This window comes from Pseudomonas sp. GW821-FHT02C04 (assembly GCF_059421845.1).
The window spans coordinates 646,672-669,996 of sequence record NZ_JBWKVT010000001.1; the positions used below are offsets into that span (position 1 = coordinate 646,672).

Sequence of the window (23,325 nt, forward strand, 5' to 3'; positions counted from 1 at the left end):
ACCTGTTTCAGATCAGGTGCAGGGTCACGTCGATATTGCCGCGCGTCGCCTTGGAGTAAGGGCAGGTCTGGTGCGCGGCTTCCACCAGCGTCTGGGCGACCGAAGTTTCCAGCCCCGGCAGGCTGACATTCAGGCGTGCCTGAAGGAAAAACGCGTCGCCGGTCTTGCCCAGATCGATTTCGGTTTCCACCGCCACATCGGCCGGCAGTTTGATTTTCAACGCGGCAGCGGCCTTGCCCATGGCGCCGATGAAGCAGGCTGACCAACCGGCCGCCAGCAATTGCTCCGGGTTGGTGCCGCTGCCACTGGAACCGGGTGGCGACAGTTTGATGTCCAGATTGCCGTCCGAACTGCGCGAGGCGCCATCGCGCCCGCCGGTGGTGCGGGTCTTGCCGGTGTACAGCACGGTGTCGATTTGATTGATCATGGGAATACCAGCCTGAGTGAGTGGTGGAGTCGGAAACGAAGGTTCCGATGGCCCACACTTTTGCATCGGCATGTACCCGGCATGTGTCGTGCAACGGGGGGTTATGTATCGCTGTGTAGCGGTTGGATCAGCCTGAGCGCTGAGTGAGGCTCAGCAATATCCCGAAGCTCACGAGCAGGCCGCCAAACGCCCGGTCAATCCACAGCCGTGCCGCCATCAGCTTCTCGCGCACCCTCCCGGCCGAGAAGCACAGCGCAACCAGACTGAACCACACCACATGCGCTCCGGCGATGAACAGTCCATAGGCCAGTTGCAGCGGCAGGCCGGTATCCGGTCGGACGACACCCATGAACAGGCTCACGATGAAAATCGATGTTTTGGGGTTCAGCGCGTTCGTGAGAAATCCCGTACGCAGCGCGGCCAGATCCGACAGGGCAGGTGGCGGCGCATCCTGCGGCTGAACATCGGGCCTGGAGCGAAGCATTTTGATGCCCAGATAGACGAGATACCCAGCCCCGGCCAGCTTCAGCGCATTGAACAACCAGGGCGTTTGCTGAAGCACCCATCCGAGCCCGAGCAGCGTATAGCCGATGTGGACCAGCACCCCCAGACCAATGCCCATCGCGGTGATAACACCTGCGCGTCGAGAGAGCAGCAAGCCGTTGCGAGAGACCATGGCGAAATCCGGCCCGGGGCTGATGCATGCCAGCAGTGTGATGGTGATTACGGCTATCCATTCGCTCATGGTGGAACCTTGCGGTGGTTGGTGATAGAAAGCCATGTTTACAGATACCGTGCGCTGGAACTAACGATGATTTCTGAAGAAGTTGGTGACTTTGAATCACTGAATTCCGAGGCGAGAATGCCTTCTCTGCTCGCGCTGCGTTGCTTCGAATCTGCTGGCCGGTATGAAAACTTCGCTCGCGCGGCTGACGAGCTGCATCTGACACCCGGCGCCATCAGCCGGGCCGTGCGCGTGCTTGAAGAGGATCTGGGCGTTGACCTGTTCGAGCGGCGCAAGCGAAGGGTTTTCCTGACGGACGCTGGAAGACGACTGCTGAAAGCAGTGAGTGAGGGGCTTGGGGTGATGAACCATGCCGTCCGCGAGATACGCAGCGAGGCACGCCGTGCGCGGCGGCTGGTTCTGTCCTGCGAGCCAACGCTGTTGATGCGGTGGCTGATCCCGCGCTGGAGTGAGTTCCAGGCACAACATCGTGGTCCGGACATTCATCTGGTGGCCGGCGGTGGTCTCTTTTCCTTTGAGCAGGGGATAGACCTGGCCATTCGGCGAGACGATTTTCCCCGGCCCGCCGGTTACCACGCCGAGAGGCTGTTTGCCGAGAAGGTCGGGCCGGTATGTCGGCCGGATAAAGTCGGTCAGTGGTTCGATGAACGGGGGAAATGCCTGCGCGCCACGGCTCCTCTGCTGCAAACGACCAGCCGACCCAGCGCCTGGCAGGAATGGGCCGCCGCAACAGGGCAGCCGGTTCCGGCGACGCAGATGCAGTCCTTCGAGCACTTTTATTTCAGTATTCAGGCAGCGGTTGCTGGTCTTGGAGTGGCCATGGGACCGTGGCACCTGGTTCGCGACGATATCCAGAGCGGCGTATTGGTCGCGCCATCCGGGTTTGTTGAGGACGGCTCTCATTATTGCTTGCTGTCGCCCACACCTCCCAAACCGGGCAGCCTGGAAACGGATTTGCTCGAGTGGTTGCGGGCGGTGGGTTGAGGCGGTGACGGATTCACCTCTGAGTCCTGCCAGTTCTCAGGTCAGAGGTGATCCGAATGAGCGAGGTTGTGAGTCATGTGACCGTCAGCCGATCAACCCGGCAGCAGGCCCCAGTCCTTTGCCAGTTGTTTTGCAGAATCCGGAGGCAACGCTGTCGAGCCGCTGCGGCGAACATTCGCTGCATGACCCGCAAGCCCTTCGACAAGCACGGCCCATTCCGGCCGAGGATCGTTGACATAGTCCCAGCCAAGTCCAAGCCATGGGCATCGGCCGCCAATACGGGCTTCCACGGCAGGCGTTGCCTGTGTGGCGTAGTCGGGGAGTGACGACGCGTTCTGTCGTGACTCGCGAGCCTTCACCGCTGGCACACTCAGTCGTAGATTGCCCTGTTCGTTTCGTGACACCTGCATCGCTCCGAGCAGTGCGATGTCATAGGGTACGGCCTGGCCTTGGGTGACGTAGAAGTAAGCCATGCGACGGATGTTGTCGTAGTCGGCCACCGCTCGATAGAGATAGGCGCAGATGACGCCCAGCATCGGGTCGGCATGTTTTTCGTGCCGCAGGTCGGCGGCCAGTCGGTCAAGACTGTCGACTTGCAGTCGGCCTGCCACGAAGTCGTCAATGGCCTGCAGGGCGACCTGGTACCGATCGGGAGTGCCTTGAACCCCATAGGCCTGGAAAACGTTTCCTCCGGTGCTGGAGGTGACCACCGTGTACAAACCGTCATAAGGCACCACCGGGGTAAACTGCCCGTCGCTCAGTTTCACCAGAACAGGGGTGCCGTTGGCATCGGCATCAACGTGAAACTCATTGAAGGGTGGGGTGAGCGCTAATTGCCTGACCCGACTGGCAGGCAGGGCGCTTGTCTGATCGCCCCAGACAATCAAATTCGCGCTACCCACCTGTTTGAATGGCTCCAGCCGGCCCCGAACCTCGCTGGCGGCAGCGTCGGATTCAAGTTGCTTAACCAGCGCCTTGGCCATTTGTTGCTTGCCGGGCGTGGGATTGTCCGTCTGCCGCAGCTCAACCAGATCCTTCAGCAGATCCTTGCTGTCTGCGGGAATGGGAATGGCATGACTTTCGGGAGCCGTCAGGTTGAAACGTTTGAGACCGAAACTCTTGCCGAGTATGCGATCCCGGAACAGGCCGTCGGTCTGTACCCGTTCAAGGAGATGATCGGCGGAATCCGGCGCACCCACGACTGCCTCAGCGCCCAGTACCGCCGCATTGCTACCGGCAGGCCAGGGTTGCAGATCGGCAGGGCCTTGCAATGGGATTTTGGTGTCGTAGAGCACGATCGACTCTACATCGACCCGGCATTGCGGGTTGAGCTTGAGGTGGTAGGTGTTTGCACGCTCGGTGGTACGCGCACGAACGCATTTACCCAGCGTTGCGGTCGTGATCACCCCGTTTTCAATGGCGGTCGGTTCAAGGCCCCAGAGCGCATCGGCGATGACACCGGAAAACACGCACTTGCCCGGTGCTGCTGCCGTCGGGTCATAGACCATATAGCCGAGCTTTCCGTCCTGGCAGGACACCAGGCGATCAAATTGAGGGCTGTCCACTTGAGTGCCCTGCACCAGGATCCCGCGTACGGATTCCAGTCGCAGCAACTCCAGACCCTGGGGCGCTTCGCGGCAGGCGTCGCTTATGAGTGTGATGTGCTTGACGCCGTGCAGCAGCAACTCCCCATAGAAACCGTCGGCCATGACCTGGTATTTCTGAAGTAACGAATCGCTGAACAGCCAGTAGATCGAGTCGAAAACCGGACCGGTCAGTCCATGGCCGCAAAAGGCCAGGATCAATTGGTCAACGACCTCTGCGCCCGGGGGAAACAATTCATCGACGGCCTGCTGAACACGTGCCTTCGTGACCGGATTCACGACGCCCTTGGTATCACCGTCGTCGACGACTCTTACATTGTCGGCACCGAAGCCCGAACGCAGGGCCCACTCACCGATTGAACGGGCCGCGAGGATGGCTCCGTCCAGGTAGGAGAAGCTTAACCCCGGGTTCGTGGCCGTCGTGACCGTACTCACTCCAATTGCCAGACATGCACGCCTAACCATGACGACGCTCCTTGTTGGGTTTGGTGAGGAGGGTGTAAAGGTGAACAGGAGAAAAAAACAGCGGCCAGTACCCGCGCCGGGGACCGGGAGGCGTGAGCCGTTCAGCCAGCATGATGGCGCCTGCCAGCAGCATCACCGGAATGTGCCAGGCCCCGCTGACCAGCGGCACCAACATCCACGCCCAGCACGACACAATGCAAAACAGGCCGTGGGTCATGCCGAAGGCGAGGCAGTCCCTGTCGGCGGCCCAGCCGAACAGACCGATTCGCCGGGGTTGATGGCCACGAATGAGCGCCGCGCGATGCCACGGCCCCATGCGCCATAGCATGGCGATGAGTATTGTCACGACCAGCGCGCTTTTCCCCGCAGTGATCTGCAGCAGCAACGCCAGGGCCGACAGAAGCGGGCCGACGGCCATCCATAACGCGCAGTAGCCGAGCAGAAACATGACTGACGCCCGTATTCGCCTGTTGGGCAGGCTGGAGCGCCAGACATGCATGAGCGGCATCGCCAACAGGGGCGGCATCATGGCCAGCAGCATCAGGAACCAACCCGCCAGGATTCGGTGAAGTGGGTTCAATGCCAGCTCCGCTTGCAGCGCAGCGGGCCAACTGGTGATGATCGACAGGCCATTCACCGCCACGCAGAAGGCCGGGCCTTCGGTACTCACATCGTTGTAAAGGGACAGCGCCAGGCCGAGCCCCGCCGTGGCCAACAGCAATGGCCAGGGAGCGTAGGTGAAGCTGCGTAGAACCAGGCCTGGTCGCATGACGTCGACCCTCAGCTCACGACACCACTTCGCTTGAGAACGCTGATGCGTTCGACCGTAACCGGTTCTTCATCCGATATCTGCTCTCCAGGTACAAGCGTTACCCGCAGATGATTCGGATCGAAGTCGCCGGCGTCCGTCAGTCGCTGGGCCAGGTCGGTGATGTCGATCGTATAGCCCAACCCGGTGCCGGCGTGGTGGCCGTCCGTTTGCGAGGCGACGTTGAGCCCGAAAAGCGTCAGGCTGCCGGCCAGTCGGTCAGCATTCAGTGCCGGGTCGGCACCGTCGGGCAGGTTGACGTACACATCCAGAAGCGGTGACGGTGCGGAGCCGCGCACCGACTCCAGGGAAAGATAAAGCCGGGCCACTTCCTTGCCTGGCGTCTTCGCGCCCATGGTGGCCATGCTCTTGGCGGCGGCTGTCGGTTCGAGATCGATGTGGGTGTCGACCGACGCGCCCCCGACCTTGACGGCCGTTGTATTGGCGCCAATGGGCAGAACGGTTTGTTGAGTGGGCGAACCCATATTGACCCGTGCCACAGCAATCGCTCCCGGCGTTACACCCGTACCGCTGACCAAATCATCGTAGGGTCGATAAAATTTGCCACCCTTCAACGTGTCCTTACTGGTGAACGTTACTCCAGGTGCGTTATCACCGGGTACTGGCATGATGAAGCTGCGGTCTGCCGGGCCGTTGGACCACCGCGGATCCTTGACCATCGTCTTGCCTGGCGTGTTCATCCACGCTTCCCATAACCGGTCGATATTGCAATGGTGCAGCCAGAAGATCGGGTCAAGACCCGCGAGCAAGGCATTCCCCATATAGCCTCCGACGAGACCATGGACCGTGTTGTGCGGGTTGACTTCCAGTTCGCCGGCTATCCCGTCGAACTGGACGAAATCGCCCGTGATCCCACCGCCGAAGCCCAGGGTCCCATTGCCCACGGTAAAGTCATTCTCGTCCATCGCTTCAAGGCTGAATCCGCCGTGAGGCTGTAGCTTGGTGATCCCGGGCCGGCGAGGGTATTTGCAAAGGGGATTCGGGCTGCCGTCGGGTAACGTTTTTGCCACAAAGGCATCTGGCAGATACAACGCTTTCGGGTTGTTGCTGTTGAGGTAGTTCCAATAGGGAAGTGCCCAGTCGTCACCCGTGAGTTCCTTCACCTTGGCGGCGACGATGCTCTCGAACGCAAACAGATAGGCACGGTGCCAGGAAACGAAATACCAGCTGCCGTGCTGACACTGATTGCCGAATGTCTTGTTGGTCAAATCCACCGGAATCGGGGCGCCTGGTTTGATCAGGCGCTCGTTGATCCATAATTGCGGATGGAATCCATGCATGGCCCCGAGGAACTTCCAGCTATTGCGGTCCGCTATCGGTTGTTCGTCCAGCGCTCGCATGGCCAGTGCGTAGTTCAGTAATGTCTTGTTCCATCCGGAACCCAGTGTTGCAACATCCTGGCGAGAAGCGGTCATGATCCTTTGCTCCATTTCTGTTAGGTGATGTCTGCCCAACGTCAGCGCCGGCCCTCATCACGTTGGCTCCGGCGCCAGGGTCCAGCAGCGGCGCTAATCCGTTTGCAGCAATAGATGCACATCGATAACCGGGTTACCCATCAACTTCTGCGGGAAGCGGTCGCCGACGAAACTCTTGTTCACCGGTTCCACCCAGACACTCAGTTTGCCGCCCGACACCTCGGCCAGCGGCAGCTCGAAGTCGAAGTGGCTCATGGCGTTGGCCACGCAGTTGGCGCAGGTTTGAACCGCCACCGGCTGAAACAGTGATCGGGTTGCGATGGTCTTGCCGTCTTTCTGCAAGTGCACCGAGAAGCTGCCGGGAATCTTCAGGCGATTGATACCGCTGACCCGCACGTTGACCCGACTGGTCTGGACCGTGAAATACTACGTTGATACGCGTGAAGAGTTTCAGGCAGGCGATGAAGGCCCAATGAGTCGTGGCGTTGTAACCGTCCAGCAAACCGGCGGCGGCCGCGAGCAAGGCGCCCTCGCAGACGGAGGCGGCAAATTGCGCGGCCTGGCCCTGCTGCAACAGCCAAGTCATACGGTGTGAGTCTTTCATCAGGTGCTGCAAGGCGTCGGGGTCACCGCCGGGGATCCACAGCAGGCTGATGTGCTCTGAATGTTGATCGAAAGTCGGCAGATTTCCACCGATGGTCATGCCGTCCCGGGTGGTGATGGAAGGCCCATGAAGGGAAATCAGCCGCACGACGCGGGTGGGGGCGGAAGGGTTCTGCGAAGATTCGATCTGAGCCATCCAGTTGAACAGCTCGTAAGGAACACTGACGTCGAGCAGATCCACGCCATCGTAGACCGCGATTGCGATCAGGTACTGTCCTGGTGCAGGCATGACTCCCTCCTGGGGAACACCGCGGCGACCGCAATGGCGTCGTCAGGTGCATAGCGTCTTGCTAATCAGCGTTGCGAGGCCCGGACAGCAAAACCGGAGGTTCAGCCGCTTAAGGCCAATGGCCAGTAGGACAGCTGTTGGGAGCATAGTCGGCGTTATTCTGCGTGCAAGGCGTTTTTCCAGGGCATCTGCCGAGCGGTATCAGGCGCTGCTGGCGGCATCCGCTGGCGCCCGTTTTTCAAGGCCGGTCGATAACCGGCGTTGCCTTGCCCAGCAAGTCAATCCGACAGCCCGGCGCCGCATCGCTCACCGTCACCCGCATGTCATGCAAACGCGCAACCGCTGACACCATGCTCAATCCCAATCCGTTGCCCGGGGTGTGGCGGCTGGACTCGGCGCGGTACAACCGGCGCAACACCGCCTCACGCTCGGCCGGGGGAATGCCCGGTCCGTTGTCGGTGACGCGAATCCCGACGCTGTCCTGATCGGCAATCACGCTCAGGCACACCTGGCTGTGGTCGGGCGAGAATTTGATGGCGTTGTCGAGCAGATTGCACAAGGCGTCGAACAGCAGTTGTGCATCGCCCGCCATGATCGCGGGGGCCTGACTGTTTTCGATGGTCAGGCTGATGCCGCGTTCTTCGGCCAACGGCTCATACAGCTCGGCGGCGTCGGCGCTGATCAGGTTCAGGTCCAGCGGGGCGAAGTGGCTGCGTCGGGCGCTGTTTTCGATTTCCGAGATGCGTAGCAGGGCCTTGAAGGTCAGCAGCAAAGCCTTGGCTTCCGTCAGCGCCGCGTCGATGCTGGCGGCGTATTGCGCTTCATCCAGGCCCCGGCGCTGGGTGCGTTCAAGGCCAGCGATCAAGCGTGTCAGCGGGGTGCGAAGGTCGTGGGCGATGTCATCGCACACACCTTTGACCTCACTCATCAAACGTTCCAGTTCATCCAGCATGCCGTTGACCACCGAGGCCAATCGGTCGATGTCGTCGTTGTTGCCCTGAACCGGCAAACGCCCGGTCAGGTCGCCCTCGATGATGCCTTTGATCGAGCGGCTGACTTTATCCAGCCGGCGATGCGCCGAATAACCCAGCACGACGGCGCCGAGCAACCCGACCAGCAACAGCAGCAGGCCGCCGGAGATCAGCGCGTTGATCAGCAGTTCGTCGAATTCGCGAATGTCGTGGACGTCCTGGGCGACCAGCAGCGTCTTGCCGTCGGCCAGTTTATGAACGATGAACCGGACCGGTCGATGATGCCCGTTGGACTTGAGCCAGCGAAATTCCTGCGGCTTGTCATAGGCAGAGAAGGGCGGCAGTTGCTTGATCACGCCGGCAATGAATTTGCCGTCAGCGTCGAACAGGCTGTGGGGCAGGCGCGCTTCGACGTCCTGCAGGGCGTGTTTGCGGATCTCCTGCAATTGCAGTTCCGGCGGCTGTGCGCTGCGGTTTTCCACCTGTCGATAGAGGGCCGTGTCCGCTTCGGTTTTCAGGTAGAACGCGGTTTGCCAGTAGACGTAACCGAACAACGCCAGAAACGAGCAGCCGAACAGCCCGAGAAACAGCAGCGCCGTGCGAAAGCTGATGGTGCGCGGGATTTCACTCAGGTGAACGGAGAACATACCCGGCTCCACGAATGGTATGGATCATCGGCGGCTCGCCGTCACCGTCGACCTTGCGGCGCAATCGGCTCATGTGCACTTCGATGACGTTGGTACGCTCGTCATAGCTGTAATTCCACACCGCTTCGAACAGCATGGTTCGGGTGACTACCTGATCGGCATGACGCACCAGATGTTCGAGCAGCGCGTATTCCCGGGGCACCAGATCGATGGTGCGCTCGCCGCGTCGGACGGTTCGGCTCAGCAGATCGACTTCCAGATTGCCGACCTTCAGACGGGTTTCCTGAATTTGGGCAACCGGCTCGGCGCGGCGCCGGTTCAAGGCGTCCAGGCGGGCGGTCAATTCGATGAACTCGAACGGTTTTGTCAGGTAGTCGTCGCCGCCCGCACGCAAGCCGCGAACCCGTTCGTCCAGCGCACTCAAGGCGCTGAGAATCAGCACCGGCGTGTTCACGCTGGCGGCGCGCAACGCGGTGAGTACGCCCAGACCGTCGAGACCACCGGGCAACATGCGGTCCAGAACGATCAGGTCGAACGGCTCGCCGAGGGCTTTGAGCAGGCCATCGCGGCCATTGTCGACGCTGCTCACGGTGAAGCCGTGGTCGGTGAGGGCCGCTTCGATTTCGCGGCAGGTGGGCAAGTCGTCCTCGACGACCAGAACATGGGTCATGGCTTTTGAACCACTCACATCATCAGGCAGAGATGGCATAGTGTGGCAAAGCCTGCGGTCGCGCCACGTTCCCGCCGGATAAATAAAAGTTCAGGTTGGCTTGATGGAGTAGGTGCCTTGCGCATTCTCGTGGTTGAAGACGACGCCCAGACCGCTGCTTACCTGCTGCGCGGGTTGAGCGAAAGCGGGCATGTGGTCGATGTCGCCAGCGATGGCAACAGCGGTCTGGACATGGCGCTGGAAGCGATACACGACGTGCTGATCGTCGACCGGCGCTTGCCCGGCCTCGACGGCATCGGTTTGATCAAGGCCTTGCGCGCCCGGCAGGTAAGGGTGCCGATCCTGATGCTCAGCGCCCAGGCAGCGACCGAGCAGAAAGTCGAAGGCTTGCAGGCCGGTTGTGACGACTACCTCGCCAAGCCCTACGCGTTCGCCGAAGTGCTGGCACGGCTCGAAGCCTTGTTGCGCGGGCGCGATCAGATCGCAGGGCCAGCGCGGCAACTGGTGGTCGGCGAGTTGCAACTGGACTGCGCGACACGCACGGCCGTGCGGCGAGGCAAGGTGATTGCCTTGCAGCACCGCGAAGCCCTGTTGCTGGAAAAACTCATGCGCCACAGCGGCCAGATCGTCACCCGCGACATGTTGCTCGACAGTGCCTGGGATTACGAGTTCGACCCCAACAACAACGTCATCGACAAACACATTCACCGCCTGCGGCGCAAACTCGATGACGGTTTCGACCATTCGCTGATCCGGACCATCCCCGGCGCCGGCTACAGCTTCCAGACGACGTCCGAGCAAGGCTAAACAAAAGTTTATCTGCCGGGGAACGCTCTGGCAGGCACCCCTCGCTATCTTCGCCGCATTCGTGGATCGCTCCACAAAGGCTCAAGCGGGGGAGACAGCTTGCTCATGTCGGTTCCAAAGACGAAGGCGCGCAGACGGCGCGTTACATTTCAATCATCAGCGACGTTGATCCTGATGGGCGTTCTGACGCTCGGCGGCTGTTCGATGGTGCCCGAGTATCGGCAGCCCGAGTTGCCCTTGGCCCAGCAGTGGAACGAGGCTTCCGGCGGTCAATCGGCGGCGGGTGGGCAATGGTGGCGCGAGTTTCATAGTGCCGAACTGGATCAGTTGATCGATCGCGGGCTGGCCTCCAACTTCACCCTCAAAGCAGCGATCAGCCGTATCGACGAGGCGCGGGCGTCTGCGCAGGTCACCGGTGCCGGGCAATACCCGGCGCTGAATCTGGGCGGCAACTTTCAGCGCCAGAACAATTACGGCACCACGCAAAAACGCAGTGTGTTTGCCGAAGCCACGTATGAAGTGGATTTCTGGGGCAAGCAGCGGGCCGCCGCCGATTCGGCCGATGCGCTGGCCAACGCCACCGCGTTCGATGCCCAGACCCTGCGCATGAGTCTGAGCGCGAGCATCGCTGACAGCTACTTTCAGGTGCTGTCGCTGGAAGAACGCCTGCGTCTGGCCCAGTCGATCGCCGACGATGCCCGGCAGGTGCTCGATCTGGTGGAGATCCAGGCCAGTCAGGGCGCGGTTTCCAATCTTGAGGTCGCCCAGCAGCGCAACGCCATGCAGACCTTCGAAGCCGCGATGCCGCCCCTTCGTCAGCAGCGGGATCAGGCGCTGTATCAACTGGCGGTGCTGGTGGGTGCGCCACCGCAAGGGTTCCATTTGCAGGGCGACGGCCTCGGTGCCTTGCGAGTGCCGCAACCGGCGACCGGCCTGCCAATCGGTCTGCTGCGCCAGCGACCGGACATCCAGGCTGCCGAAGCGCGGTTGAAATCCGCCAATTTCGACGTCGGCGTGGCCCGTGCAGCGTTCCTGCCCAACCTGTCGCTGGACCTGCTGGGCGGCATCGACACTCTTGCCGGCGGGCAGATCTGGAGTGTCGTCGGCACCCTTGGCCAGCCGGTGTTTGCCGGTGGCCAACTCAAGGGCCAACTGCATTTCGATCTGGCCCACGTACAGGAGCTGACCGCGAGTTATCGCGAGTCCATCATCGAAGCACTGCAAGACGTCGAAACCCAGATCAGCGCCGCCCGCGAACTCGACAAGAGTTACGCGTTGAACGCCTCGGCGGTGGACTCGGCACGGGAAGCGGCGCGTCTGGCGCAGGTTCGCTATCGCCTCGGCTCCACCGACTTCCAGACGCTGCTGATCGTCGAACGCACGCAATATCAGGCCGAAGACACGCTGTTGCAGGTGCGCCTGCAACACCTGCAAGCGGCTGTCGGTCTGTTCCGCGCTCTGGGCGGAGACTTTTCCGCTGATGCCCTCGCACTCAATTCTTCTGCTCAGGTGACTCACCCATGACTGTCCTGCACCCACGTCGTCGCGCCGTTTTCCTGGGCGTCGCGGCACTTTCGCTGGCGGTGGCCGTCGGCGGTTTTCAATGGATCAAACAGGCTCACGCTGCGCCGGTAAAAAGTGATGTTGGCGCGATTCCGGTGCAGATGAGCAAGGTCAGCCGTCAGGATCTGCCGGTGTGGATCAGTGCCATCGGCAACGTGCAGGCGCTCAACAGCGTCAATGTGCGGGTGAGGGTGGACGGCGAGTTGCAGAAAGTCCTGTTCAATGAAGGGCAGACCGTCACCGCCGGCAGCCTGTTGGCGGTGATCGATCCGCGGGTCTATCAGGCCCAGGTCGCTCAGGCGCAGGCGTTGCTGGCCAAGGATCAGGCGCAACTGGCGAACTTGAAAGTCAATCTCGACCGGGCCAGTAAACTGGCTGCCGCCAAGGCTGGCCCGACTCAGGACGTCGACACTTACCGCGCGCAACTGGCCGCGCAACAGGCGACCGTACAGGCCGATCAAGCGGCGCTGGATGCGGCGCGTCTGCAACTGGAGTTCACCCAGGTCAAGGCGCCGCTGACCGGCCGCACCGGCCAGCGTTTGCTGGATGTCGGCGCGATTGCCCACGGTGCCGAGGCGACGGGGCTGGTGACGATCACCCAGATGAATCCGATCTCCGTCGCATTCGCCGTGTCCCAGGACGAACTGGCGGAAATTCTTGAAGAGAACGCCAAAGGCGCCTTGCAAGTGGTTGCCATGACCCGCGATGGCCAGCAGGAAATCGCCCAGGGGCATCTGAGTTTCATCGACAGCCAGGTGACGGCGGCCAGCGGGCAGATCCAGCTCAAGGCGCAGTTCGACAACGCTGACGCCAAACTGTGGCCGGGTGAATTGGTCAGTGCGCGGTTGCTGGTGCAGACCCATCGCGACGTGGCCGTTGTCCCCGCCGATGCGGTGCAATTGGGGCGTCAGGGCAATTTCGTCTACGTGGTCGATGCCGATCAGCGGGTGCAGCCGCGTCTGGTGGACGCGGCCAATGTGGTGGAGGGCAAGCAGTGGATTCGCCAAGGCCTGAATGCGGGCGAAACCATTGTGGTGCAGGGCCAGTCGCGGGTGGCACCGGGGTTGAAGGTGATGCCGGTAAAGACTGACACCACCGCCGATCTGGCGGAGGCCGCCCAATGAATGCGCTGGCCGGACTGATTCAACGGCGTGTGGGGCTGAGCCTGCTGGCGCTCGGCGTCATGCTGCTGGGGGCTTTCGCGTACTTCCAGTTGCCGGTGGCACCGCTGCCGACGGTGGATTTTCCGACCATTCAGGTCACCGCCAAACTCTCGGGGGCGAGCGCCGAAACCATGGCGTCGTCGGTGGCAACCCCACTGGAGCGGGCCTTCGCTGCCGTGCCGCAAGTCACTTCGATGACCTCGTCGAGTGCGGCCGGCAAGACTCAGGTCGTGCTGCAATTCGATCTGTCGCGGGACATCGACGGCGCTGCGCAGGACGTACAAACGGCAATCAACACCGCCACCCCGAACCTGCCCAAGGCCATGTCCAGCGCGCCCACCTTCAACAAGGTCAACCCGGCCGAAGGCACCGTGTTGTCGCTGGCGGTGACGTCGCCGACCCGCACGCTGCCGGAGCTGGATCGCTACGCCGACAACTACATTGCCCAGCGCCTGTCGCAGATGCCCGGCGTCGGCCTGGTGGATTTCCATGGCGAGCAGAAACCGGCAGTGCGTGTGCAGATCGATCCCGATGCACTGGCTGCACGTGGTTTGACCCTCGAAGATGTGCGCAGCGTGATCGGCGTCAGCACACTCGATCAGCCCAAGGGCACGCTCGATGGCCAGAGCCGTTCGATCACCCTTGGCGCGACTGATCAGTTGCTTGATCCGCAGCACTATCGCGATCAGGTCGTCGCCTATAAAAACGGCATGCCGATCAAACTCGGCGACCTGGGCCGGGTGATCGCCGGGGCTGAGGACACTCAGCAAGCCGCGCAACTGGGGAGCGACCCCACCGTCATTGTTGACATCCACAAACAGCCGGGTTTCAACCTGCTGTCGACCATCGCCACGATCAAGGCCAAGTTGCCTGAGCTGACCGCTTCATTGCCTCGTGACGTGCAGGTGCAAGTGGTGGGCGACCGTACCCAGACTATTGAAGCGTCGGTCAATGACATGCAGTTCACCTTGCTGCTGTCGATTGCGCTGGTGGTCGTGGTGATCTTCGTGTTCCTGCGCAAGGCCACCGCCACGCTGATTCCAAGCCTGACCATCCCGCTGTCGCTGGTGGCCACGTTCGGCGTCATGTATTTGCTCGGCTACAGCCTCGACAACTTGTCGATCATGGGCCTGGCGATTGCCGTCGGGTTCGTGGTGGACGACGCCATTGTGGTGATGGAAAACATCGTCCGGCACCTGGAAATGGGCAAGTCGCGCCTGCAATCGGCGGTCGATGGCTTGCGCGAAGTGGGTTTCACCATCGTTTCGATGACGGTGTCGCTGATCGCGGTGTTCCTGCCGATTCTGTTGATGTCCGGCATCGTCGGGCGCTTGATGCGTGAATTCGCGGTGACCGTCAGTGTCGCGATCATCATGTCCGGCATCGTCTCGCTGACCATCACCCCGATGCTCTGCGCGTGGCTGCTCAAACCCCATGCCGATCAGGAGGAGGGGCGCTTTGCTCAGGCCTGCGAGCGCGTGTTCGACCGACTGCACAACGGCTATCGACGCAGTCTGGACTGGGTGCTGGATCATCAGCGCCTGACCATGGCGGTGGCGATTGCCACGCTGGCAGCCACGGCGGTGTTGTACGTCGGGATTCCCAAGGGGTTCTTCCCGCAGCAGGACAATGGTCTGATTCAGGGCGTCGCGGAAGCGGCGGCGGACATTTCGCCGATCGCCATGCGTGCACAGGTCAACCGCGCGGCCGAGATCATCGGCCAGGACCCGGCAGTGGCTCGGGTGTATTTCTGGATCGGCCCGAACCCGACGGTCAGCCAGGGCAAGGTGATGATCAACCTCAAGCCGTTCAGTGAGCGCACGGCGAGCGCGGCCGAGGTCATCCGGCGCCTGCAACCGGCGCTCGACGGGTTGTCCGGGGTCAAGGTGTTCATGCAGGCCAACCAGGACATCCAGATCGGCGGCCGGGCCAGCAAGACTCAGTATCAATACACCTTGCAAGACCCGGACAGCGTCGAGCTGGATCACTGGAGCGGGGTGCTGCTGGCCAAACTCAAGACCTTGCCGCAACTGCAGCACGTCACCTCTGATCAGCAGCAGGCCATCGCTCAATCGACGCTGGTGATCGACCGTCCGACCGCTGCGCGCCTGGGCGTGACCGTTCAGGCGATTGATGACGTGCTCTATGACGCGTTCGGCCAGCGGCAGATCGCGACGATGTTCACCCAACTGGATCAGAACCATGTGATTCTCGAACTCGACCCGAGTTGGCAGACGTCCACTGCCACCCTTGAGCATCTGTTCGTTCGCGCCAGCTCCGGAGCCTTGGTGCCGCTGAACCTGCTGGCCAGTATCAAGACCGAACAAGTGCCGATCATCATCAACCATCAGGGCGTGTTTCCGGCCATTACCCTGTCGTTCGACCTCGCGCCGGGGCACGCTTTGAGCGAAGCGGTCAGCGCGATCAATCAGGCGTCGCTGGCGGTCGCGATGCCCGACACGGTGGTGGGCAGTTTCCAGGGCACCGCCCAGGCGTTTCAGGATTCGCTGAAGTCGCAGCCGTGGCTGATTCTGGCGGCGATCCTGACGGTCTACATCGTGCTCGGGGTGTTGTATGAAAACGCGATCCACCCGCTGACGATCATCTCGACCTTGCCGTCCGCCGGTTTCGGTGCGCTGCTGGCCTTGATGCTGTGCGGGCAGGATCTGTCGGTGCTGGGGATGATCGGGATCATTCTGCTGATCGGCATCGTCAAGAAGAACGCGATCATGATTGTCGACTTCACCTTGCAGGCGCAGCAGCGCGGGCTGTCGCCTCGGGACGCGGTGAGGGAAGGGTGCCTGTTGCGCTTGCGACCGATCCTGATGACCTCGTTGGCCGCCTTGCTCGGGGCCGTGCCACTGGCGTTCGGGCATGGCGCTGGCTCTGAGTTGCGTCAGCCGCTGGGTATCGCGATTGTCGGTGGTCTGGCGGTTTCGCAGATCCTGACGCTCTACACCACGCCGGTGGTGTACCTGTGGTTCGAGCGTCGGCGGCGCAAGACGCAAGCCGCCGGGATCATCGAGGCATCCTGACGCTTACTGCGACTTGAAGGTCAGGACCGTGAAGGTGTCGGGGTGAAACACCGGGTCGGGCTTGGGCTGTTCCCGGCTCGGTGCCGGCTGGGTGAAGTCGGCGGTGAACAGGTAGGCCTGACTGCGTTTGGTGTCCAGCACCATGTTGTGGGCCCACGGCCGCGTCCCGACTGTACCGCGCACTTGGTATTGGCCCTGGTTGTCGCGCTGGACGATCGCAAGACTGGCGTCGGTGCCGCTGGGCACCAACAATTGGTCTTTCACGGGATCGTAAGCCAGCGCGTTCACGGCGCGGCCGATCGGCAGGGTGTTCAAGGCCTTGCCCGTGGTCAGGTCTGCGATCACCAGAACGGGATCGCCGCCTCGGCACGCCACGAACAGGCGTTGATGCGGTTCGTCGACGGCCAGAGCGCTGGGCTTGCTGCAGCCTTTGAATGTCCAGAGCTGCTGGTGTTCAAGCTTCTTTCCGGAAAGAACGGCGACCTGGTCTTCATCGCGCATGGGCACGATGAAGTTGCCGTTTTCAAGAATGACGGGGCCGTCGAGCTTTTGCGCTGGCACGTCCACCGCGTCCGTCAGGCGATCGGTTTTCGGGTCGATCAGGTACAGCGTCGAATGATCACCGCGCCGGCCACTGGTGACGATCAACCGGTCACGGCTGGCGTCGTAAAGCAGATTGTTGAGGTTGCCGGAATCGAGCTTCAGCCGTTGCAGGACTTGCAGGCGATCCAGCGCCACGATCCCCAACGTCCCGTCCATGTTGGCGACATACGCCCGATTACGCTCAGACACGAAGGTGACGGCGTTGGCGCCGACGGAGTTGTCGAGGGTCTTTACCAACCGTTGCTGTTCGACGTCGAACACCGACAGTCCATTTTCCCGGCGGGCCACGAACAGGTGCGGCCCCTTGGGTTCCAGTGCCGCGAAGCCCCAACTGTGACCGTCGCCTGGCAATACCGTTGAGGCGCTGAGGGTGTATAGCAGCGGCTCTTTCGCTTGAGCATGGGGGCCGATCAGGCCAAGCGCCAGGCCTGCAAGTGCGAGCCACGTTTTTGAAAACAACATCAAAGACCTCAGTATTTTTGTTGGATGGACAGGTGTGGAATCGCGTTTGGCGGCCGATACAGGCCCAGAGTACCTTGCTGATCTGCGCGCTGCGACGACCGTGTTGCTACTTTTCGTACTGAGCCCGGGTGTGTTATTTTTTTGAGCAGGTCATTGAATATGTATACAAAGTGGTGTAGCGGCTGCGTTTAGTGGTGGTCTGTCAGTAAACTGGCAACGGGTTTTTTTTTGAGATTGTTGTTCTTTTGCTTAACTCACAGTTTGATTAATTAATATATGAAGGGTTAGGCAGTTGGATATAGAGTTTGTCAATCACGCCTCATTGCTTCTGGAAGAGAAGGGCAGTTATTTTCTTACTGATCCCTGGTATGTTTCTCCTGCGTTTGGCGGCTGGATTCAAAACCCGTCACCCAGAACAACAATGATTGAGAAGTTGCTTTCTCTTCCGGCCGATAAACTTAATGTCATTATCTCGCATGGCCATGATGATCATCTGGATGAGTTTTTCATTCAGCAGCATTTGGCGGATGCCACGTTCTTTGTTCCGAAATTCAAGACGAATGGGCTTTCCAAGCGGATTGAACGCCTCACCGGCCGCTATCCGGTTGAGCTGACAGAAGAAGCCTATTACGTCGATGGGGTGGAGTTGAGATGCTTCATCAATCCGGATTTCACGGAATATGATTCGATTGTGACTGTCGTGTCTGAAACCGATGCGGTTATTCATGCCAATGATAACTGGCACGAATATCCGGTTGCGCTTACCGATGCGCTCAATGAATGCTTGAGTGCTGTCCCGGTTGAAAGCCGTTACTTTTTTATTCAATTCGGTATCGCTGACAGTTTCCCGGTCAACTACCCGTCCTTTGACAAGCAAAGTGCGGACGAGATGATCGAATCCCGATTCAAGTCCTATCAGGCCGCCACCACGGCGAACCTTAAACACTTGGGACTCGACAAGGGCTTCTATTACGCGAATCAATCGCTGTATCAATACCCGGCCTCTTGGGATAGAGGGTCGCTCTATGATCTTGCACAAGACTTTTTGCGCCGAAATCCAGGGCCGTTCACCCAGTGTGTGTCCGGAATCGACATAAAAACGAGCCAGCTCCACGAGTCAACAGGTGAAGAGCTCTTTGATTTGCTGCTTGGGCAGCTCGAGCGTTTTCTGAACAAGGCCGTGGGCGGTCCTGTTCCCGTCAGATTGCTCACGGCGTCGGATGAATATGAGAGCGGTACCGTCGGCTACGAGGCTTCGCGGCATGTCTGGTCACGGATATTGAACGCCGAGTTGACGCTGGAGGCGATTATCATCGGAGGCATGGGGCTCGTGCACAGGCCGGATCAAAACATATCCAGTATCCACGCCAAGGTTTCCAAACTGGCGTACCTGATTCAAAGCAAACTCATTTCGAACGGTCTTAACTTTTTGATGGAAAGTAAATGAAAACTCAAGACGGTCAGCTGTTTTTTACCCCTCCCAGCCAGGCGGATGCCTACAAGGAACTGCGGGATATTCATGGCGAGATTCATACAATCGCAGGGGAATACTGGAACTGGCCTTCGGTTGCTACGCTGTCACGACCTTCGCTGGCGCGAATCCTGAACCTTAACCTCCTGTACGACGAGATGCTCCCTGTTGCGGGATCGATCTGTGAGTTTGGCGTTCATTACGGCAGCAGTCTGGCAACGTTGCTGAATCTTCGGGCTATCAAGGAGCCCTACAATTACTCGCGGCATATCTTTGGCTTCGACACCTTCAGCGGTTTTGCCGAAGTTGACGAGAAAGATGGCGCGCAAGTCAAAGCGGGCGACTTTCATGTAGACGATGGTTATGAGAATTTGCTGGAGCGGCTGCTCCAGGCTCAAGAGTCGCTAAGCCCCAATAATCACCTGAAGAAGTTCACCCTGATCAAGGGTGATGCCTCAGAGACTTCGAAACAATGGCTTGAAGACAATCCTCACTCGCTCATCTCGATGGCCATTTTCGATATGGACGTTTATAAGCCGACGAAGGATGTACTGGAAGCGATCAAGCCACGACTGTCAAAAGGTTCGATTCTGGTTTTTGACGAGCTGAACTGCCCTCACTTCCCAGGCGAAACACAAGCGCTGCTTGAAGTGTTTGACATGAACACTATTCAGGTTAAGCGCTCGCCGTTCCTGCCTTACGTATCGTACTTCCGCTTGTGATTTGCAGTGATGCGCTGTCTGAGTGGTCATGGTTTTTTCTTTCGGGAATCCGCGCTCAACGTGCGCCGGTCAGCCGCTCAGTCGTAGCGGCCAACAGCGCCTGACTCATTCAGCGTATCTTCCTTGCCTCAAAGGCCGGTCAACCGGTCTTTGAGGAAAGGGTTACCCTTCAGCACGCGGACTCATCAAGACGCTTGTGCGAGTTTGCGCAGGTTGCAGCCATGGTTTTTACACCTAACCTCAACATGGGCATCTGTGTGCGCTCCGCCAGCTTCAAATCTGCATGACTTCAATGCCCATCAGTGGATAGCTACATCCATAGGCAAGGAGTCTGAAAATGAACATCCCTCGCGCGCTCTGCGCAACTATCGTTTTGAGTTTGTCCGCTTGTTCGTCCACCCCTCTTATCTACAATGCCAGCGATAACTCTCCAGGCACTATAAAACCGCTACAGAAACTGCTCCCTGACAACACCCCTGTGAGGCTGTTTTTTGTTCATGGTGTAGGAGATCACTGTCCGGGTTACGCCCTCGGTCCTGACGGCTGGTTGAATGAAAAAAACGCTGCTGCGATGGGATTGAAACCCGTACCCGGCGGAATCAAATCTGATGAATCCATCAATGTGAACGTCTTTATGGGGGGAGAAAAAGACCCGTATTCAGAGGTGAACGTCCGCAAAAGAAATTACTCTCTGAGTCTGCCTGACAGGGACCGCGCAGTGAGCGTAGAGGCGATTGAAATTACCTGGTCACCCCTGACCCGATGGCTGAAAAGCAATCAGCTTGGATATGACTCGCCGTCTGTTTTCGCAAATAAAAACCGCGAGCCATGCATTGAGTTCCCCGACCCGAAAATTCCTCCAACGGTACAGGCGCCACCAAGGCTTTTGCTCGACAAAACAATCAAGGAGCAGGTTTTTGACCGGAACTTGTCCGATGCCATTCTCTATACCGGAACCTATGGGCAGACCATGGTGCGGGGGCTTGCAGAGGGGATTTGCCATGCCATCACGCCTACGGACAAGGATAAAAAATGTGTATGGCCCTCTGCGCAGGAAAGTGAAAAAAAACCGCACAAGAATTTATTCGTGACCCACAGTCTGGGCAGTCGCATGACTTACGACATGTTCCTCGACCTACTGGACCGGAAAAAAGACAGTGAGACCAACCCTTTTTGCTACAGCGAACGCAGCAGCGCTCAGGGATTCATCGAAAACATGATCACGAATACGCCTGCCTTCTACATGATGGCGAATCAGCTTTCGTTGCTGGGTTTGGCCAAAGTTCCGCCACTAGCCCGCTCCAGTGATAGCGTTGCACATCCTTTTTTCTGGCAGTTATTTCCTGTAAGTGACCTTGATGCTCCTTCGTTTCAGTCGCAAGAAAACGCAGGACCGGCTGTTTACGGAAATGTTCTTTCGGAACTCGCAGATTTAAAATCAACCGTAGAAACGAAGACCGGAAAACAAACCGACGGCCTTCAGATAGTCTCTTTCAATGACACAAATGACCTGCTCACCTGGCATATCCCGAGTTGGTACGCCAACGCTGAGGCTACGCCGGGGGGGCGGCCGCGGATCGATGTGACAGACGTATTTGTGCAGAATACCCCCAAGCTCCTGATCATCGAGCTTCCCCTGAACGCGCACGTTGACTACTTTAAAAACCCGGACGTCAGGGATCTCATCCGTTGCGGCGCTGCCAATGGCGAAGTCTTGAAGTGCCCTGGGCGTTGACCTGGTTGTAATATCCAGGAAGCCCGGAAACGACAAAGCCCTGAATAATCAGGGCTTTGTCGATTTGGTGGGGACGAAAAAATAAATCTGTCCCTATTTTCATTTTCCTATTTTCACGCCCGGTCCATCGCCTCATCCAGCCTTTGATCCTCACCCAGAAAACCACCACTCTGGTGCTGCCAGAGTCGCGCGTAGGTGCCGTTTCTTTCCAGCAGTTCTGCGTGGGTGCCTTGTTCGATGATGCGGCCCTCATCCATGACAATCAGACGATCCATGGCCGCAATCGTCGACAACCGATGGGCGATGGCAATGACAGTCTTGCCCGTCATCATTTCATCGAGGCTTTCCTGGATGGCGACTTCGACTTCGGAATCCAGTGCGCTGGTGGCCTCGTCGAGCAGCAGGATCGGGGCGTTTTTCAGCATCACCCGGGCGATGGCGATACGTTGGCGCTGGCCGCCCGATAGCTTGATGCCGCGCTCGCCCACCAGCGTGTCATAGCCCGAGTGGCCTTGGCGATCACTCAGTTGGCTGATGAAACCGTCGGCCTGGGCATTGATCGCGGCGCTGCGCACTTGCGCATCGGTAGCATCCGGGCGGCCATAGGCGATGTTGTCGCGAATCGAGCGATGCAGCAGGGACGTATCTTGCGTCACCATGCCGATTGCACTGCGCAAGCTGTCTTGCGTTACCTGAGCGATGTTCTGCCCGTCGATGCGAATCTCACCCCTGTCGACGTCATAGAACCGCAACAGCAGATTGATCAGCGTGGATTTGCCGGCACCGGAGCGGCCCACCAGACCGATTTTTTCGCCCGCGCGAATCTTCAGACTCAATCCGTCGAGCACCTGACGCTCGCCACTGTAGTTGAAGTGCACGTTGTCAAAGGTCACGGCGCCGCCCGAAGGCACCAGCAGGCCGGCGTCCGGCGCATCCTGCACTTTCGGGCCACGGGTCAGGGTCGCCATGCCGTCCTGCACGGTGCCGATGTTTTCGAACAGCGATGTCATTTGCCACATGATCCAGTGCGACATGCCATTGATCCGCAGCGCCATGGCGGTGATCGCCGCCACAGCACCCGCACCGACCTGGCCCTGATGCCAGAGCCAGAGGGCATAGCCGCCTGCGCCAAGGATCAATCCGACTACCAGCGCCTGATTGACGATCTCGAACTGGCTGACCAGGCGCATCTGGCGAAAACCGGTCTGCTTGAAATCCTCCATGGCCGCGCGTGCGAAATGCGCTTCACGGTTGGAGTGCGAGAACAGTTTGACGGTGGTGATATTGGTGTAGGCGTCGGAAATACGCCCCGTCATCGAGGAGCGTGCATGGGCCTGTTCCTGCCCGACTTGCCCCAAGCGCGGCACGAAGTACAGCATCGCCAACCCGAACAGCGCGACCCAGGCAAGAAAGGGCAGCATGAGTTTCAGGGCAAAACCACCGGCCAGCGCGATGATCGCAATAAAGTAAACGCCAATGCCGGGCGCGATTTCGATGAGGGTGAACAGCACCTCGCGCACTGCCAGCGCGGTCTGCATCACCTTGGTCGTGACCCGGCCGGAGAACTCATCGGAAAAGAACGAAAGGCTTTGCCGCAGCATCAGGCGATGGAAGTCCCAGCGCAGCCGCAGCGGCAGATTGATCGCCAGAATCTGGTGCTGCACCATCGTGCGCAACGCCACCAGGCCGATGCTGGTGAGCAACACGATTGCGATCCCCCACAGCACTCGGCTTTCTTGCCCGCTCACTTCACCACCGGCCTGCCAGGTCGAAAGCAGGTCCACCACTTGCCCGAGAAAGGAAAACAACCAGGCTTCGTAGATCGACACACTGGCGCTCAACAACGCAAGGGCAAGGACATAACCACGGGCACCGCGGGTGCAGGCCCACAGAAATCGCATCAGGCCAACCGGCGGTGGCGGCGCCTCGTCGGGGGGGAAGGGGTCGAGCCTGCGTTCAAACACGCGAAGCATAGGGGTCTCCGAAATGATCAAGTTCAGGGGGAGTATGCCATCTTCGTCATTGGCCCCGGACAGGAGGACAGCCAGCGGACGATTTTCGTGTGGTGCTCACGGATGGTCAGATCATGGAACGGGCCGATTACTGGAAACGACT

The 23,325-nt window shown here is 59.6% G+C and carries 19 protein-coding genes and 1 pseudogene; 9 read left to right on the forward strand and 11 right to left on the reverse strand.

The genetic code is table 11. The features are described from left to right. Positions 1-7 precede the first annotated feature (7 nt). A complete protein-coding gene (locus AC07VV_RS02925) occupies positions 8-427 on the reverse strand; it encodes an organic hydroperoxide resistance protein (RefSeq protein ID WP_495035209.1) in 420 nt (139 codons plus the stop codon). A 127-nt stretch (positions 428-554) separates the two neighbouring features. Next, positions 555-1,172 carry a LysE family translocator gene (locus tag AC07VV_RS02930; RefSeq protein ID WP_495035210.1) on the reverse strand — a complete coding sequence of 206 codons (618 nt, stop codon included), beginning with the start codon at positions 1,170-1,172 and terminating at the stop codon, positions 555-557. A gap of 66 nt (positions 1,173-1,238) precedes the next feature. On the opposite strand from AC07VV_RS02930, the gene AC07VV_RS02935 reads away from it, so the two are divergent. After that, the gene (locus tag AC07VV_RS02935) at positions 1,239-2,156 is read left to right on the forward strand and encodes a LysR family transcriptional regulator (protein ID WP_495035211.1); all 918 of its coding nucleotides are present in this window, start codon (positions 1,239-1,241) and stop codon (positions 2,154-2,156) included. Positions 2,157-2,248: 92 nt separating this feature from the next. Here the strand turns inward: AC07VV_RS02935 and AC07VV_RS02940 are convergent, their stop codons facing one another. The 4 genes from AC07VV_RS02940 to AC07VV_RS02955 all read right to left on the reverse strand — a co-directional run bounded on the left by AC07VV_RS02940 (position 2,249) and on the right by AC07VV_RS02955 (position 6,865). Next, on the reverse strand, positions 2,249-4,225 hold the full coding sequence (locus AC07VV_RS02940) for a hypothetical protein (protein WP_495035212.1): 1,977 nt from the start codon (positions 4,223-4,225) through the stop codon (positions 2,249-2,251). Continuing rightward, positions 4,218-4,994, reverse strand: a complete 777-nt coding sequence (locus AC07VV_RS02945) for a copper chaperone (RefSeq protein WP_495035213.1) — start codon at positions 4,992-4,994, stop codon at positions 4,218-4,220. The genes AC07VV_RS02940 and AC07VV_RS02945 overlap by 8 nt, the downstream gene beginning before the upstream one ends. Positions 4,995-5,005: 11 nt before the next feature. After that, positions 5,006-6,469, reverse strand: a complete 1,464-nt coding sequence (locus tag AC07VV_RS02950) for a tyrosinase family protein (protein ID WP_495035214.1) — start codon at positions 6,467-6,469, stop codon at positions 5,006-5,008. Between the two features lie 93 nt (positions 6,470-6,562). Beyond that, complete coding sequence (locus tag AC07VV_RS02955; RefSeq protein ID WP_495035952.1) at positions 6,563-6,865, reverse strand: hypothetical protein; 303 nt, start codon at positions 6,863-6,865, stop codon at positions 6,563-6,565. A gap of 22 nt (positions 6,866-6,887) precedes the next feature. On the opposite strand from AC07VV_RS02955, the gene AC07VV_RS02960 reads away from it, so the two are divergent. Continuing rightward, positions 6,888-7,064: a hypothetical protein gene (locus AC07VV_RS02960; protein ID WP_495035953.1), complete on the forward strand. Its 177-nt coding sequence runs from the start codon at positions 6,888-6,890 to the stop codon at positions 7,062-7,064. On the opposite strand, the pseudogene AC07VV_RS02965 reads toward AC07VV_RS02960, so the two are convergent. The 3 genes and pseudogenes from AC07VV_RS02965 to AC07VV_RS02975 form a co-directional block, all read right to left on the reverse strand. Then, positions 6,990-7,361 (reverse strand): annotated as a pseudogene (locus tag AC07VV_RS02965) (type 1 glutamine amidotransferase family protein); the annotation flags it as partial. The gene AC07VV_RS02960 and the pseudogene AC07VV_RS02965 overlap by 75 nt on opposite strands. Before the next feature lie 238 nt (positions 7,362-7,599). Beyond that, entirely contained in the window at positions 7,600-8,979 is a 1,380-nt protein-coding gene (locus tag AC07VV_RS02970) for a sensor histidine kinase (RefSeq protein ID WP_495035215.1), read from the reverse strand. Continuing rightward, entirely contained in the window at positions 8,957-9,649 is a 693-nt protein-coding gene (locus AC07VV_RS02975) for a response regulator transcription factor (RefSeq protein WP_495035216.1), read from the reverse strand. Before AC07VV_RS02975 ends, AC07VV_RS02970 begins: the two co-directional genes overlap by 23 nt. A gap of 117 nt (positions 9,650-9,766) precedes the next feature. Between AC07VV_RS02975 and AC07VV_RS02980 the strand changes: the two genes are divergently transcribed. The 4 genes from AC07VV_RS02980 (at position 9,767) to AC07VV_RS02995 (ending at position 16,217) form a co-directional block, all read left to right on the forward strand. Beyond that, entirely contained in the window at positions 9,767-10,456 is a 690-nt protein-coding gene (locus tag AC07VV_RS02980; protein ID WP_495035217.1) for a response regulator transcription factor, read from the forward strand. A 174-nt stretch (positions 10,457-10,630) separates the two neighbouring features. Further along, entirely contained in the window at positions 10,631-11,980 is a 1,350-nt protein-coding gene (locus AC07VV_RS02985) for an efflux transporter outer membrane subunit (RefSeq protein WP_495035218.1), read from the forward strand. Continuing rightward, positions 11,977-13,143 carry an efflux RND transporter periplasmic adaptor subunit gene (locus AC07VV_RS02990; protein ID WP_495035219.1) on the forward strand — a complete coding sequence of 389 codons (1,167 nt, stop codon included), beginning with the start codon at positions 11,977-11,979 and terminating at the stop codon, positions 13,141-13,143. Before AC07VV_RS02985 ends, AC07VV_RS02990 begins: the two co-directional genes overlap by 4 nt. Continuing rightward, positions 13,140-16,217: an efflux RND transporter permease subunit gene (locus tag AC07VV_RS02995; RefSeq protein WP_495035220.1), complete on the forward strand. Its 3,078-nt coding sequence runs from the start codon at positions 13,140-13,142 to the stop codon at positions 16,215-16,217. The genes AC07VV_RS02990 and AC07VV_RS02995 overlap by 4 nt, the downstream gene beginning before the upstream one ends. 3 nt (positions 16,218-16,220) lie before the next feature. Here AC07VV_RS02995 and AC07VV_RS03000 read toward each other — a convergent pair whose 3' ends face one another. Beyond that, the gene (locus AC07VV_RS03000; RefSeq protein ID WP_495035221.1) at positions 16,221-17,282 is read right to left on the reverse strand and encodes a YncE family protein; all 1,062 of its coding nucleotides are present in this window, start codon (positions 17,280-17,282) and stop codon (positions 16,221-16,223) included. 292 nt (positions 17,283-17,574) lie between these two features. Between AC07VV_RS03000 and AC07VV_RS03005 the strand changes: the two genes are divergently transcribed. From AC07VV_RS03005 to AC07VV_RS03015, 3 genes are all read left to right on the forward strand, one after another. After that, the gene (locus AC07VV_RS03005) at positions 17,575-18,729 is read left to right on the forward strand and encodes an MBL fold metallo-hydrolase (protein ID WP_495035222.1); all 1,155 of its coding nucleotides are present in this window, start codon (positions 17,575-17,577) and stop codon (positions 18,727-18,729) included. Then, the gene (locus AC07VV_RS03010) at positions 18,726-19,475 is read left to right on the forward strand and encodes a class I SAM-dependent methyltransferase (protein WP_096821790.1); all 750 of its coding nucleotides are present in this window, start codon (positions 18,726-18,728) and stop codon (positions 19,473-19,475) included. The genes AC07VV_RS03005 and AC07VV_RS03010 overlap by 4 nt, the downstream gene beginning before the upstream one ends. A gap of 337 nt (positions 19,476-19,812) precedes the next feature. Continuing rightward, positions 19,813-21,210 carry a hypothetical protein gene (locus AC07VV_RS03015; protein WP_495035223.1) on the forward strand — a complete coding sequence of 466 codons (1,398 nt, stop codon included), beginning with the start codon at positions 19,813-19,815 and terminating at the stop codon, positions 21,208-21,210. 113 nt (positions 21,211-21,323) lie between these two features. Here AC07VV_RS03015 and AC07VV_RS03020 read toward each other — a convergent pair whose 3' ends face one another. Next, on the reverse strand, positions 21,324-23,183 hold the full coding sequence (locus AC07VV_RS03020; protein ID WP_495035224.1) for an ABC transporter ATP-binding protein: 1,860 nt from the start codon (positions 23,181-23,183) through the stop codon (positions 21,324-21,326). Positions 23,184-23,325: the final 142 nt, after the last annotated feature.

What these genes read in the sequence shown, in the direction of transcription:
- AC07VV_RS02925 (WP_495035209.1), bottom strand. Translation starts at nt 427, where the DNA reads ATGATCAATCAAATCGACACCGTGCTGTACACCGGCAAGACCCGCACC.
- AC07VV_RS02930 (WP_495035210.1), bottom strand. Translation starts at nt 1,172, where the DNA reads ATGAGCGAATGGATAGCCGTAATCACCATCACACTGCTGGCATGCATC.
- AC07VV_RS02935 (WP_495035211.1), top strand. Translation starts at nt 1,239, where the DNA reads ATGATTTCTGAAGAAGTTGGTGACTTTGAATCACTGAATTCCGAGGCG.
- AC07VV_RS02940 (WP_495035212.1), bottom strand. Translation starts at nt 4,225, where the DNA reads ATGGTTAGGCGTGCATGTCTGGCAATTGGAGTGAGTACGGTCACGACG.
- AC07VV_RS02945 (WP_495035213.1), bottom strand. Translation starts at nt 4,994, where the DNA reads ATGCGACCAGGCCTGGTTCTACGCAGCTTCACCTACGCTCCCTGGCCA.
- AC07VV_RS02950 (WP_495035214.1), bottom strand. Translation starts at nt 6,469, where the DNA reads ATGACCGCTTCTCGCCAGGATGTTGCAACACTGGGTTCCGGATGGAAC.
- AC07VV_RS02970 (WP_495035215.1), bottom strand. Translation starts at nt 8,979, where the DNA reads ATGTTCTCCGTTCACCTGAGTGAAATCCCGCGCACCATCAGCTTTCGC.
- AC07VV_RS02975 (WP_495035216.1), bottom strand. Translation starts at nt 9,649, where the DNA reads ATGACCCATGTTCTGGTCGTCGAGGACGACTTGCCCACCTGCCGCGAA.
- AC07VV_RS02985 (WP_495035218.1), top strand. Translation starts at nt 10,631, where the DNA reads ATGGGCGTTCTGACGCTCGGCGGCTGTTCGATGGTGCCCGAGTATCGG.
- AC07VV_RS02990 (WP_495035219.1), top strand. Translation starts at nt 11,977, where the DNA reads ATGACTGTCCTGCACCCACGTCGTCGCGCCGTTTTCCTGGGCGTCGCG.
- AC07VV_RS02995 (WP_495035220.1), top strand. Translation starts at nt 13,140, where the DNA reads ATGAATGCGCTGGCCGGACTGATTCAACGGCGTGTGGGGCTGAGCCTG.
- AC07VV_RS03000 (WP_495035221.1), bottom strand. Translation starts at nt 17,282, where the DNA reads ATGTTGTTTTCAAAAACGTGGCTCGCACTTGCAGGCCTGGCGCTTGGC.
- AC07VV_RS03010 (WP_096821790.1), top strand. Translation starts at nt 18,726, where the DNA reads ATGAAAACTCAAGACGGTCAGCTGTTTTTTACCCCTCCCAGCCAGGCG.
- AC07VV_RS03015 (WP_495035223.1), top strand. Translation starts at nt 19,813, where the DNA reads ATGAACATCCCTCGCGCGCTCTGCGCAACTATCGTTTTGAGTTTGTCC.
- AC07VV_RS03020 (WP_495035224.1), bottom strand. Translation starts at nt 23,183, where the DNA reads ATGCTTCGCGTGTTTGAACGCAGGCTCGACCCCTTCCCCCCCGACGAG.